This window comes from Streptococcus mitis, from assembly GCF_003944325.1.
Classification (GTDB): Bacteria; Bacillota; Bacilli; order Lactobacillales; family Streptococcaceae; genus Streptococcus; species Streptococcus mitis_CW.
This window is the reverse complement of record NZ_RJPX01000001.1, coordinates 121781-134986: the sequence shown is the minus strand read 5'-3', so window position 1 is coordinate 134986 and position 13206 is coordinate 121781. Positions and strand designations below refer to the sequence as shown.

Genomic DNA, 13206 nt, shown 5'->3' with positions numbered 1-13206 from the left:
CTCTAAATGAAATATTATGAAAATGAGCGAAATGCAACTACATATTTTAATTAGAAATCTCAGTCTGAATTATAGTATCCTATTTTTTCCTCCTTTCTAACTGCACGTTCCTTTCTACAGGCAGAGACCTAATTTTATAAACTAATCTTAAATACTTTAGATTTTGTAACTCATAATTTTCAACAGTTGGTTAGCTATGAAAGCATTTTATCAAACATCTCCATTCTTATATCTATCTGGTATTGTTACAAGCTCTCATAAGAATACCTTTCTCTAAATAGTTGAATTTTAAAGTAATACGAAATCAATCAGCCTTCCCAACATCAAGACCATTGGACTTCTTTTGTGATTGCACTCGAATCTCCAATTGTTTATTCTTCTGAATGAATTGTTGGTAAGGAATTGTATTACTAAACATAAAAACACCTAGTAATGCTAATATAGCTAGTTTTTGAATTCCACGTTTTTTCTCATGCAATGAAACCCTTTTCTGTTTCCTTGTTTTTATTTTAACAGATATATTTTATTTAGCCAAGCATTTTTATGTAATTTTTGACTTTTTTATTTTTTTATTACCATAGAGAATTATTTATTCCTTTAACTTGCTATTTTGAACTAAAAATTTTATAATGAAATTAAGCAAATAGGAAGGTTTATTATCTTTAATGAATACACTCGCAGAGAAATTCAGATTGAAAAGAAAAGAGTTAGGTCTCTCCCAACAAACTCTTGCAGAAGGAATTTGTGAACAAAGCCAGATTAGTAAAATTGAGAGAGGGCATTTCATTCCCTCCGCAGACCTTTTGTTCAAACTCTCACAACGACTTGAAGTACCATTAGATTATTTTTTTAATGAACAAATTGAAATTAAATCTAACCTCTCTAATTTCAAGCAATTATCTGCTCGACTATTAAATGANAGAAATTATGACAATTTGGAATATATTTATAGAATAGAGATTGAACGAAGTACTTTTCTAACACTAGAAGACCGAACTTACCTTGAATGGATTAAAGCTATTATTGACTTCTATCAATATGACAGTAAGTGTGAGGCAATTTCTTCATTGGAAAATATATTATTAAAAGTCTCNTCANATACTCTGATTTATTTAAAGGCNTTGAATACTCTATCTAANTTCTATTCCNTNGTNGGTCGTGAANAAGANTATGANGCAAACTACTNTCATTTNATGGAGTTATATCAGACAAAAAATTTTGAGCATCAAGAGTTTTTATTTGGCTACATCAGAGTTCGNTACAACTACGCTCACTACCTAGTATCAAANGAAAAATATAATGAAGCCATCCAAGAAGCTCTTGAGACGATTGAACTCTGTAAACAAAGACAGACAAGCTACCAACTGGCTCCTCTACTTATTCTTGTAGGAAATGCTGGAGCCAAATTTCTAGACAAAGAACAAGTCAAAAATTATTATATAGAAGCAAGAGAGTTATGTAAGATTTATAACAATCCTTTAATGTTGATGAAGATAGAAAATTATTTGAANGAATTAGATACTGTTTAGTTAATCTTGANATTATAGTTTTTCTGAAACGTTAAATAACCTGTAAGGCTGATAGTGAAATTAATACTATCAGCCTTATAATTATGTGACTATTAGTCCGTCTCGCTCCGCTAGGTGCGAGACAAAAAAACCACCCGCTATGCGGGTGCGCGTCGAAGGTTATACCCCAAAAACTCCAAACGCGATACAATAAAGGTGTTCAAGCCAATTGTAAAGCGAAAGGAGCAAAATATGGCACAAAAGGCACATAGTTTATCGCACATGGCACTGTTCTATCACATTGTGTTCACCCCTAAGTATAGACGAAAAGTAATCTATAATCAATATCGAAGTAGTTTAGGAGAAATATTTCATCGCTTGTGTAGTTATAAAGGAGTTGAAATTATCGAGGGTCACTTAATGCCAGACCATGTACATATGTTAGTAAGTATTCCACCAAGGATAAGTGTTTCAAGTTTCATGGGGTATTTAAAAGGAAAAAGTGCACTCATGATGTTTGACAAACACGCCAATCTCAAGTACAAGTTTGGGAATCGGTATTTTTGGGCGGAAGGTTATTATGTGAGTACGGTTGGACTCAATGAAGCCACAATTAAGAAATATATTCAAGATTAAAGAAATTATCCAGTGGATGATTTCTTCACGAGTATGAAAATTTGAGAACGAGTAAAGTATAATATAGCACTCGATAAATTGAGTGTATAAGAATAAGAGGATTCCTTTAGGGATAGTGGTAAGTCATACTAAAGCCTCTTTAAGAGGCAAGTGACGAGTCAAGAGCAATAAGGCTTGAACAACGTGAAAGCCAGCGTCTTTAGGCGCTGGCTGGTAATTTGGGCTTATAGCCCTGGGACAAACCACCCGTTTGATGGATGGTCATGATTTACGAGTAAATACAAGTTCAAAGTGCTAAAAACAACTACCTTACTCTACAGATTTCAAGGCTTCAAGCATATCAACCTTTCTCAGATGGCGATTGACAAAGAAACCAAGTAGGGTCAAAATAATGCTTACTGCTACCACTGGGATTACGTAGACCTCCCAACCTACCTGCGGATAAAAGAGAATAGTCTCAGGCGAAATCATTTGAATCAAAAATTGATGTAAATAGAAACCAGATACCAGACCAAATACGATTCCTACAAGAGATAGTACAATCGTTTCACGGTAAATGTAGAGGGTGACTTCTTTATTATGAAAACCGAGAACCTTAATAGTGGAGAGTTCACGGATTCTCTCAGCTACGTTGATATTGGTCAGATTGTAAAGGATAACAATGGCCAATAGAACCGACACGATGACTAAGATGGTCATGGTCTGATTGAGTGAGCTAGCGACAGAGTCAAAGAGTCGAATGGCTGAAGCATTCTGGACGACGCTTGACACCGCAGCTTGATTCATAAGTAAGCCGGCCTGTCTTTCGATACTATTAGCACTGGTATTCCTTAGCGAGACCAGATAAGTATTGGCTTGGGCTAGTTGTCCGTAAATTTGCTCATAGCTAGCCTGACTCATATAAATAAAGTGACCAACGTAATTCTCAGCAATGGCAGCGACCGTTAGTTCCTTACCTTCAATTTCTAGAGTCTGCCCAACCTTGACACCTGCCAGCTGGGCAAGTTTAGCTGTAATAACGACCCCATCTTTTAATGTCAGTTCCTGCTGATGATGTTGAAGATGGATAAAGGGTGTCAAATCCTCCTTCTCTGTCATCATAAGGGTAATAGTTTGAAGACCAGCCTTACCTTTGAAATCCTTGTCTAGCGTTTTAGAATAGATTTTCTGATAGGCTTGAATATCCTGCCCTTTCAACACTTCTTCTAGCTCTGTCTTGTCCTGATTGGTCGCACTAGGATTTTCAGAGACAATCATCTGATACTGTTGGATTTGTTGAAACTGTCTAGACGGAACTCCTGCTACAGAGGATTGGATTCCCAAGCCTGCAAAAAGCAGAGCGACTGAACCTGCCACACCAAAGATTGTCATCAACATCCGTTGCTTATAACGAAAGATATTGCGGGCTGTTACCTTATGAGTAAAACTGAGACGACGCCAGATAAAACCGATGCGCTCCAGTAAGATTTTAGCTCCTTTAACAGGTGATTTAGGCAGTAAAAGTTGGGCTGCTTCGTCGTGAAGTTCCCTCCGAGCCACCAGATAGGCTGGTAAGACACTCGCCAACCAACTCAAGCCAAGTGCCAGTAAACTATAGCTCCAATAGAACTGAATCTGGGTTTCTCCCACCACCATACCTTTTGTAATAACACTTGAAATCACACTGGCTAGCAAATAATGACCAAGTATACTACCTAGAGCTGTTCCGACAGTCCCAGCTACTAGACCGTAGAGGAGAAACTTGGCGATAATATCCTTACTACGATAGCCCAAGGCCTTAAAAATCCCTGCATGAGTTCGCTCTTCATCCACAAAACGAGTCATGGTTGTAAAGGTCACCATAGCTGCTACGGCATAAAGCACCACAGGAAAGATATTGCCCACTGCCCGAATACTGGCTGAAGCATTGCTGTACATGAGGTAACCCTGACCACCTGGCATGGTCTGACGATTATAGACCTGATACTTGGGCTCAGCCAAATCATCCAAGACTTGCTGATGTTTTTCTAATTTTTCCTTTTCTTGGGCTAAATTTTGTTCAGCCTGCTTTAGTTTGTCCTCTTCCTTGCTCAATTCCTGCTTGGCTTGGGTAAGTTGAGCACTAGCTTGCTCTCTCTGAGCTTGAGGAAACAAGGCTAGTTGACTTTCTTGAGCCTGTATACGAGCTTGAGCAGCTGCTAAACGACGCTTGCCTTCCTGCAAATTAGCCTGAGCCTTGTCAAGAGTCTCTTGCCCCTTATCGAGAGACTCTTGGCCTTCTTTTTTCAAGACTTGCAGACGTGCCTTGCCATTATCTGATAAAGCTTGTTCAAGGTCTTCCTGATGTTGCTTGGATTTTTCTTCATAAGCTGATGAAAAGGTATTTAAGTCTGCTAAATCTTGATATTTCAAACGAGCTATATTGTAGACTTTCTGATCAAACTGGCTAGGCAAAATCACCCCGTAAGCGGTCAGAGTCCCACTTCCACTTCCTGCGTAGCCCATATCTCGCTGGGAGAGGATTTCAGCTGAATCTACAAAACCAGTAATGGTATAAGTATGGTCTTTTAAAGAGGAATGACCCTCTTCTTTTTCTTTAAAGCTAATCCCCTGTCCCACGCTGTATTGGCCTTGCAAATGAGTGGCCAAAGCGATTTCCTGGTCTGACTGAGGAAGTCGTCCCTCTCTTAGCTGAAAGGTTGAAATTCGCTCTGGTTTGGAGTACAGCCGAATGGCATCCTGTCCATTATCCATAGTCACATCTGTCAAATAGCCAAACTCAACCTCTGCGCCCTCTATCTGTTCTAGCTCTTCTTGATCTGCTTGATCCAAGCCATAGTTAGACATAACTGCCAAATCCAGGGTTTGAGCAGTTCTTAAATAAGCATTAGCTGTCGCCTCCATGTTGGGACTGGTTACTTTGAGGCCTACTAGGGCTAAAGAACCCAGCATCATCAAGGTTAAGATGGATAAAAAACGCCCCTTGGAGCCTGTGAAGGACTGAATTAAGTCCTTCCAATAGGTTTTTCGCTTGATCATGCTAGTACTCCAATGTATCAATATCCTGAGGATGCTGGTTGATTACCACATCCTTGACACTGGCATCGTGCATATGAATCACGCGATCAGCAATGGGCGCCAAAGCTCCATTGTGAGTCACGATAATCACCGTCGCTCCCTTTTGACGAGACATATCTTGGAGGATTTTCAAAACCTGCTTACCTGTCTGATAATCCAAGGCTCCAGTCGGTTCATCACAAAGAAGGATTTTAGGATTTTTGGCTACTGCGCGTGCAATGGAGACTCGCTGTTGCTCCCCTCCAGACAGCTGGGCTGGAAAATTATTGAGACGATGAGCCAGACCTACATCTGTCAAGACCTTCTCAGGATCCAAGGCATCCGTCACAATTTCAGAAGCCAGTTCCACATTTTCCTTAGCAGTTAGATTGGACACTAGATTGTAAAACTGAAAAACAAAGCCTACATCATTGCGGCGGTAATTGGTTCTCTGGTGGGAACTATAGTTTGCAATATTGACCCCATCAATCCAGATTTCCCCTTCATCATTGGTATCCATTCCCCCAAGAAGATTAAGAACCGTTGACTTGCCTGCACCAGATGCACCTAGAATAATAACCAATTCACCCTTTTCAATCTCAAAATTCACATCACGATTGGCCACAATCTCCGTGTCCCCAACCTGATAACGCTTGTAACAGTGTTTCATCTCAATATAAGCCATATCATTTTCTCTTTCTTTCATATTTATACTCTTCGAAAATCTCTTCAAACCACATCAGCTTCACCTTGCCGTAGGTATGGTTACTGACTTCGTCAGTCTTATCTACAACCTCAAAACAGTGTTTTGAGCTGACTTCGTCAGTTCTATCCACAACCTCAAAACAGTGTTTTGAGCAGCCTACGCCTAGCTTCCTAGTTTGCTCTTTGATTTTTATTGAGTATTAATATCATTATATCGCTTTTTCAAATAGTTGAAAACTGGGAACAAAAACAAAAAGCCTAGAAATCAATTCTAGACTTACAATTTTTTATTTTCCAAGGTAGTACTCAGAAACTACGTTCAATTTTTCGTCGAATTCGAATACCAATGGTGGGAAGTTAGGGATTTCTACGTCCATGATTTCGTCATCTGACAAACCTTTGATGTGTTTTACAAGGGCACGGATTGAGTTACCATGAGCTCCTACGAATACGTTTTTACCATCTTTAAGAGCTGGAGCGATTTTATCTTCCCAGAATGGAAGAGCACGTTCCAAAGTCACTTTCAAGTTTTCAGCATCTGGAATTACTGAATCGTCAAGTGAAGCGTAACGACGGTCAGTGTGAGCTGAGTGCTCATCATCACGATCCATGTTTGGAGGCAATACATCGTATGAACGACGCCAGATGTGAACTTGCTCATCACCAAATTGTTCAGCAGCTTCAGCTTTATTTTTACCAGTCAAACCACCGTAGTGACGTTCGTTCAAGCGCCATGATTTTTCAACTGGAACCCACAATTGGTCAGAAGCTTCAAGAGCCAAGTTCGTTGTTTTGATAGCACGTTTCAATACTGAAGTGTAAGCTTGGTCAAATTCGATACCAGCTTCTTTGATCAATTTACCAGCGTCAATCGCTTGTTGTGTACCTTTTTCAGACAAATCAACATCAGCCCAACCAGTGAAAAGGTTAGCTTTGTTCCATTCAGACTCACCGTGGCGAGCAAAAACCAATTTTACCATTAGATGGATTCTCCTTTAAATTTTCCGAGGTTTCCCCTCGTTTATCTATTCTATTTTACACAATTTTTCACAAAAAAGCTAGTCAAAACCAAAAAGGAAAGGACTGTTTGGCAATCCTTTTCCTTCTTAATATCATACAACAACCTTACTTCTCTTCAAATCCTTCTGCGACTGCGTCCGCAAAGTTTTCTTCTACGATGCTTGCACAGTGGTCACAGATGACTGCGTGGTAGCTGCGTTCTGCTGTTGTTGGGTCGATACGACGGCAACGGTCACATACTTCACCTGCAGCGCGTTCAACTGTAAAGGCTACATCTTCGAAGCTAACGGCAGCTTCTGGAGCTGGTCCTTCTGCGATGGTCAAGTCTGACACGATCAAAAGTTGAGCCACATTGCTGTTTACTGCTTCGAGTAGAGTTTTCACAACTTCATTTGGATAAACTGTCAAGTGTGCTTCAAGTGATTTACCGATTACTTTTGCATTACGAGCTTCTTCCAAGGCTTTTTGAGCTTGTCCACGGAAGTCCATGAAGGCAGCCCATGTATCCAAGATTTCTTCTTGATTAGCAAATGTCTCTGCTTCTGGTAATTCTGACAATTGAACAAAATCTTCTGCTTCAAACTCAAGGTATGACCAGATTTCTTCCGCAGTGTGAGGAAGGATTGGTGTCAAGAGTTTGGTGATTTTGACAAGAATGTCATAGAAAACAGTCTGCATTTGACGGCGTTCCAATGATTTGGCACCTTCGATGTAGACAACATCTTTGGCAAAATCAAGGTAAAAGGCTGACAAATCAACGTTGATAAAGTTTACCAAGGCCTTGTAGATTGTCAAGAATTCAAAGTTTGCATAAGCGTCACGAATGGTCTTGACAAGCTGGTTAAAGCGAATCGTCATATACTTATCAACTGAACGAAGCTCATCGTAAGCGACTGCATCTTGAGCTGGGTTAAAGTCAGATGTGTTAGCAATCAAGAAACGAAGAGTGTTACGAATCTTACGGTAAGTTTCAGAGACTTGACTCAAAATATCCATAGAGATACGTACGTCATTGCTTGAGTCAACACTTGTTACCCAGAGGCGCAAGATTTCAGCACCGAATTGTTTTTCAACATCGCTTGGAGCAATAGTATTTCCAAGAGATTTAGACATCTTCTCACCTTTACCGTCAAGGGCAAAACCTTGTGACAAGATTTGCTTGTAAGGTGCTACGCCATGGTTGGCAACAGATGTGATGAGTGATGAGTTGAACCAACCACGATATTGGTCAGAACCTTCAAGGTAAAGGTCTGCTGGGTAAGTCAACTCAGGACGGTTTACTACAACCCCATTCCATGATGAACCTGAGTCAAACCATACGTCCATGATGTCTGTTTCTTTCTTGAACTCACCATTTGGTGAACCTGGGTGAGTAAATCCTTCTGGCAAGAGGTCTTTAGCATCACGTTCCCACCAAATGCTTGAACCGTGTACTTCAAAGAGTTGAGCCACATGTTCAATCGTTTCAGCAGTCATGATAGCTGTACCGTCTTCAGCATAGAAGATAGGAAGCGGAACACCCCAAGCACGTTGACGAGAGATAACCCAGTCGCCACGGTCACGGATCATATTGTAAAGACGGACTTTACCCCATTCTGAGTGGAATTTCACTTTTTCAATTTCGTCCAAGATTTCTTGGCGGAATTTAGAAACTGAGGCAAACCATTGTGGAACTGCACGCCAGATGATTGGTTTTTTCGTACGCCAGTCAAATGGGTATGAGTGAGAGATTTCTTCTTGAGCAAGAAGGAGGTTGCCAAGTTTTCCAATAACAGTTGGAACCACCTTGTCATAGAATTGACCTTCAAACTCAGCACCAGCATTGGCCATCATGATACCGCGTTCGTCAACAGTGACTGCGACTTCAAGACCATTAGCAATACCGACATTGTAGTCGTCCTCACCAAAACCAGGGGCTGTATGGACAATACCTGTACCAGAGTCAGTCGTAACATGGTCACCAAGGATCACCAACTCATCTACAGCTGTATCCCATGGGTGTTCTGTTACAATGTGGTTCAATTCTTGACCACGGTAAGTTTCCAAAACTTGAACATCAGACCAGCCAAATTTCTCAGATAAGCTATTCAATAATTCTGCAGCTACTACAAACTTGCGAGCTTCACCAGCAGGTTGAACCAAAACGTAATCAATATCCGCTCCAACCGTCAAACCACGAGATGCTGTGATAGTAAATGGAGTAGTTGTCCAGACAACGATGTAAGTATCTGTATCTAGAACACCTTTGCCATCTTTTACCTTGTTGGCATAGTAAAGGGAAGTTGAAATCAAGTCATGGTATTCAATCTCTGCTTCAGCAAGGGCAGACTCTGATGACCAAGACCAGTAAACTGGCTTAGCACCACGATAGATATAACCCTTGTTAGCCATTTCACCGAAGACACGGATTTGTGCTGCTTCATAATCAGGAGTCAAAGTCACATATGGATTTTCCCAGTCACCAGAAACACCCAAACGTTTGAAGTCTTCGCGTTGTTTATCTACTTGAGAAAGAGCATATTCACGGCAAAGTTTCAAGTACTCAACCAAGTCCATTTCTTTGCGCTTAACACCTTGCTTTGCCAAAACTTGCTCGATTGGCAGACCATGAGTATCCCAACCTGGGATAAATGGTGCGTAAAAACCTGACATAGATTTTGATCGAACAATGATATCTTTTGAAATCTTGTTCATAGCGTGTCCAACGTGGATATTTCCGTTTGCATATGGAGGGCCATCATGCAAGGTGAAATGAGGTTTTCCTTGGTTCAATTCTTGACGACGTTGGTAAAGTTTTGCATCTTCCCATTCCTTTTGCCAAACTGGCTCTTTGGTCGGAAGGCCTGCACGCATTGGGAAAGCTGTTTTCCCAAGGTTAAGAGTATCTTTGAGTTTCATGGTATCTCCTTTATAAATAATAACAAATTAAAAACCACGACTGCCAAAAAGGACGAAAATCGTGGTACCACCTTTATTTGGAAAAAGATTTAGTCTTTCTCCCTCTTATCCCGTAACGTGGGGAACGTCAAATCTTACTCCATTCAGACTTGATTGTTTGAGAGGATAATCTTATCAATAGGGATTACAGGACTCACACCATCTCCTGCTCGCTGGAAATATAAGGATAAGATATTGTTCTCAGATCATTTCTTATAAAATTGTAACAGATTCTTGCGGTGCCACAAATCCTGGTTCTGAGTTTACAGCTTCAGTAGCTGGTGTTGGACCTGAGTAATGGCTTGGGACTACTTCTGGCTCTTCATACATTGGACCAACTGGATGATCTGGACTTTCTTCAACAATCGGAGCTGGAGCTGGTGAAACCATTTGTTCCTGCTCGGCTCTTGCTTCGACTTCTGCAAGTTCCTTATTAGCTGCTTCGATACGAGCCTGCAACTCTGCCATTTCCTCAGGAGAAAACTGGCGAGTAATATCAATTGGTTCTTCCTCTGAATGTTGTTGTAAGACAGAGTCACCTAAAACTTCGCTAACCACTTCTTTAAAGGCCTCATCACTTGTTTGTAGATAAGTCGCTGTTGGGCGAAGAATGTCTTCCCAATCTGATGATTCAACAATTGCTAACTGGCTCTCAATTGTTGATTTGAGACGTTGGTGGAAGACACGGCTCTTGTTCTTCAATTCTTCTGTTTCAACTGCAACTTTCTTAGCATTATCCGTTGCGTGACGAAGAATTTCATTAGCCTTGTATTTAGCTTCTTCCAACAAACGTTGCGCATCTTGCTCTGCTTGATGGATAATATTATTTGAACGTTCAGCTGCAGCTTGTTTTACTCGTTCAGCTGTATCTTGTGCAATCAATACAGACTGGCTTAATGAATCTTTCATCTCATCAAAGTAAGACAAACGCTCTTCCAAACTCTTAATATGTAAATCCTTATCATGATTAGAGCGAACTAAATCCTCATAATCACGGACTACAATATCTAAAAATTCATCTACTTCTTCTTGATCAAAGCCTCTGAAGCGTGTGTTAAAGGTTTTATCTTTGATTTCTAACGATGTAATTGGCATATTTTTCCTCACTTACTTAATAACAATTGGACCGTTAATTTCTTTTTATCTTTTTTTGTTTGCCCATTATCTCTAACGAGTTTCAATCGACCGAATTTCCTTACACTAATCAAGTCACCAACTTGAACTGTATAATCTGATTTTTCAACTAAATGGTAATTAACTTGAACTGCCTGCTTTTCAATTAACTGATTTGCCTGATTTCTTGACAGTTTGAAGACCCCCGCTAGGAAAACATCTAATCTAGAACTAGCGATACAAATATCCAATTCTTGATAATCTTCTACTGTAGCAATTTTCTCAGTAAAATCCCGTTCTTCTAGACGAACAGGTAGACGGGCAATTTTCGTAATGCCGTCTTGGAAAAGGAGAGTAAACTGTCGATTAATGATAATCTGTGCTCTCTCTTCATTGACTAAGATATCACCAAACAGCTTCCCATCAATTCCCAACTGATTTAAAACAGTCCCTAATATTTTTGCATGCGTTAAACGTTCAAACTTATTAGAATAAACTATTTCTTGCAAGGATAGTTCAAAATCAGAGAATTTGGGTTCAAAATAATCAGGATACAGGAGTATCCGCACGTATTCAGTTTCAAGAAACTGCCGACTGCTCATGTAGGAGATGTCGTTCGTTGATGCTAGAACTTTTAAAATCTTTTCCTGATGAGGATTTACAAAAGGTGTTAAAAACGGAGAATAAGAGTCTTCTACCTTTTTTATCCATTCTGCTCCCTTATCAATAAAAGACGAATCATTCTTAGAAAAGTGCTGATAGATCATCTTGTTCATAGAAACATCACTAAAAGTCGAATCAATTGGTTCCCTAAAAAATGCACTAATAAAACCGCAATCCAGACAGACAAGTCAAGTCCTGCAATCTGAAGGGGTAAACGTTGTAAAGGAGCTATTATCGGTTTCACTAAGCTAATAATCAAGCGACCGAGACGCGATTCATAAGCATTGGGGAACCAAGACATCAGAGCAAAAACGACTAAAATCAGTGAATAGATATCCACTGCATTTTGAATAAAACGAATGAGAAAGAGCATTATTTCACTCTCGTACGTTTCATATCAAAACCAAATTCACCATTTTGTGATTCATCTGGAATTTTGATATCTTCAATATTGACGACAACATCAACTGGCGTCAGTAGGTACATAGTAGATGCTACCTTTTTCATGTTACCAGCTAAAACATGACGTGCCCCATCCAGATAGTCCAAACAACGACGAGCTTGAACTTCTGTCATATATTGGAAATCAATCAAAATACTTTCGTTACCAGCTAATAAATCAACAATAGCTGTAGCATCTTCGTATTTACGTGGATAACGAACATCAATTGTCACCTTATCAGTAGAACGTTGACTTTGCATAGCCAACTCTTGTTGACGGGCATGAAGACGAGTAATGTTTTTTTCTTTAGATGGTGTGGTCGCAACTTGTTGAGGCAACTCTTTTACAGAAGGAACTGGAGCCACAATCGGTTCCTCAGCTTTAGGCTGATAAGTAGTAGCAACATCTTCTCCATCTTCTGTAAAATAATCTATAAATCTATCAAATCTATCTTTTAAAGACATCTTTCTTTCCTATTTAAAAAATGCTGTGCCAATTCTGACAAATGTTGAGCCAAATTCAATCGCTTCCTTGTAGTCACGACTCATCCCCATACTCAAGTCCATCATTGGCATATTGGGAATTTGTTTTTCTCTAATTTCTAGTTGCAAATCCTGTGTAGCTTTAAAAATCTCTTTCAACTCATCACTACTAGCTTCAAAAGGAGCCATTGTCATCAAGCCTACATATTCAATTCTATCTAAGGTTGCCAACTCTGGCAAGAGTTCCAATAGTTCTTCCTTTGAAAAACCATGTTTGCTCTCTTCCCTTGAGATATTCACTTGTAAGAAACACTTAACAACACGGTCACTTCTCTTTTGAATTTCCTCTGCTAGCTTTAATGAATCCAAAGCATGGAAATAATCAACATATTGAATAACATCCTTAACCTTACGTCTTTGCAAAGTGCCAATCAAATGCCAACTAATATCTTGGTCTTTTAAAGCTTGATATTTCTCAAGGAACTTATCTACACGATTTTCACCAATATGATGCACACCTAGCGGAAGCAAAGCCTCCGCTGTTGGTACGTCTACATATTTTGTAACAGCAACAACTGAAACAGAATTATCTTCTCTTCCTGCCTGCTGACTTGCATCCTTTATTTGTTGAAAAACACGTTCTGTATTTTCTTTCAAATTCATT

The 13206-nt window shown here is 39.7% G+C and carries 11 protein-coding genes and 1 pseudogene; 2 read left to right on the top strand and 10 right to left on the bottom strand.

Translation table 11 applies throughout. The features are described from left to right. Window positions 1-304: 304 nt before the first annotated feature. Window positions 305-478: a PhrA family quorum-sensing system peptide gene (locus D8787_RS11760; RefSeq protein ID WP_260471365.1), complete on the bottom strand. Its 174-nt coding sequence runs from the start codon at window positions 476-478 to the stop codon at window positions 305-307. A gap of 187 nt (window positions 479-665) precedes the next feature. Between D8787_RS11760 and D8787_RS00685 the strand changes: the two genes are divergently transcribed. Together D8787_RS00685 and tnpA are read left to right on the top strand one after the other, a co-directional pair. Beyond that, the gene (locus D8787_RS00685) at window positions 666-1529 is read left to right on the top strand and encodes a helix-turn-helix domain-containing protein (RefSeq protein WP_125420110.1); all 864 of its coding nucleotides are present in this window, start codon (window positions 666-668) and stop codon (window positions 1527-1529) included. 231 nt (window positions 1530-1760) lie between these two features. Next, window positions 1761-2141 (top strand): annotated as a pseudogene (gene tnpA, locus D8787_RS00680) (IS200/IS605 family transposase); the annotation flags it as partial. A gap of 312 nt (window positions 2142-2453) precedes the next feature. Here the strand turns inward: tnpA and D8787_RS00670 are convergent. From D8787_RS00670 to D8787_RS00625, 9 genes are all read right to left on the bottom strand, one after another. Further along, window positions 2454-5162: an ABC transporter permease gene (locus D8787_RS00670; protein WP_125420105.1), complete on the bottom strand. Its 2709-nt coding sequence runs from the start codon at window positions 5160-5162 to the stop codon at window positions 2454-2456. A 1-nt stretch (window position 5163) separates the two neighbouring features. After that, the gene (locus D8787_RS00665) at window positions 5164-5865 is read right to left on the bottom strand and encodes an ABC transporter ATP-binding protein (RefSeq protein WP_125420202.1); all 702 of its coding nucleotides are present in this window, start codon (window positions 5863-5865) and stop codon (window positions 5164-5166) included. A 307-nt stretch (window positions 5866-6172) separates the two neighbouring features. After that, window positions 6173-6865 (bottom strand): phosphoglycerate mutase, encoded by a 693-nt coding sequence (locus D8787_RS00660; protein WP_000240129.1) that lies wholly within the window; start codon window positions 6863-6865, stop codon window positions 6173-6175. A gap of 145 nt (window positions 6866-7010) precedes the next feature. Further along, complete coding sequence (gene ileS / locus D8787_RS00655; protein WP_125420103.1) at window positions 7011-9803, bottom strand: isoleucine--tRNA ligase; 2793 nt, start codon at window positions 9801-9803, stop codon at window positions 7011-7013. 252 nt (window positions 9804-10055) lie between these two features. Further along, on the bottom strand, window positions 10056-10937 hold the full coding sequence (locus D8787_RS00645) for a DivIVA domain-containing protein (protein ID WP_125420101.1): 882 nt from the start codon (window positions 10935-10937) through the stop codon (window positions 10056-10058). 8 nt (window positions 10938-10945) lie between these two features. Then, on the bottom strand, window positions 10946-11731 hold the full coding sequence (locus D8787_RS00640; protein WP_125420099.1) for an RNA-binding protein: 786 nt from the start codon (window positions 11729-11731) through the stop codon (window positions 10946-10948). Next, complete coding sequence (locus D8787_RS00635) at window positions 11728-11991, bottom strand: YggT family protein (RefSeq protein WP_042900552.1); 264 nt, start codon at window positions 11989-11991, stop codon at window positions 11728-11730. The genes D8787_RS00640 and D8787_RS00635 overlap by 4 nt, the downstream gene beginning before the upstream one ends. Then, a complete protein-coding gene (locus tag D8787_RS00630) occupies window positions 11991-12524 on the bottom strand; it encodes a cell division protein SepF (RefSeq protein WP_042900551.1) in 534 nt (177 codons plus the stop codon). Before D8787_RS00630 ends, D8787_RS00635 begins: the two co-directional genes overlap by 1 nt. Before the next feature lie 9 nt (window positions 12525-12533). Further along, window positions 12534-13205, bottom strand: coding sequence for a YggS family pyridoxal phosphate-dependent enzyme (locus tag D8787_RS00625; protein ID WP_125420097.1), 672 nt, complete (start codon window positions 13203-13205; stop codon window positions 12534-12536). Window position 13206 lies beyond the last annotated feature (1 nt).

Excerpts from the sequence above, each read along its gene's own strand:
- D8787_RS00670 (WP_125420105.1), bottom strand. The coding sequence starts at position 5,162 with ATGATCAAGCGAAAAACCTATTGGAAGGACTTAATTCAGTCCTTCACA.
- D8787_RS00665 (WP_125420202.1), bottom strand. The coding sequence starts at position 5,865 with ATGGCTTATATTGAGATGAAACACTGTTACAAGCGTTATCAGGTTGGG.
- D8787_RS00660 (WP_000240129.1), bottom strand. The coding sequence starts at position 6,865 with ATGGTAAAATTGGTTTTTGCTCGCCACGGTGAGTCTGAATGGAACAAA.
- ileS (WP_125420103.1), bottom strand. The coding sequence starts at position 9,803 with ATGAAACTCAAAGATACTCTTAACCTTGGGAAAACAGCTTTCCCAATG.
- D8787_RS00645 (WP_125420101.1), bottom strand. The coding sequence starts at position 10,937 with ATGCCAATTACATCGTTAGAAATCAAAGATAAAACCTTTAACACACGC.
- D8787_RS00640 (WP_125420099.1), bottom strand. The coding sequence starts at position 11,731 with ATGAACAAGATGATCTATCAGCACTTTTCTAAGAATGATTCGTCTTTT.
- D8787_RS00635 (WP_042900552.1), bottom strand. The coding sequence starts at position 11,991 with ATGCTCTTTCTCATTCGTTTTATTCAAAATGCAGTGGATATCTATTCA.
- D8787_RS00630 (WP_042900551.1), bottom strand. The coding sequence starts at position 12,524 with ATGTCTTTAAAAGATAGATTTGATAGATTTATAGATTATTTTACAGAA.
- D8787_RS00625 (WP_125420097.1), bottom strand. The coding sequence starts at position 13,205 with ATGAATTTGAAAGAAAATACAGAACGTGTTTTTCAACAAATAAAGGAT.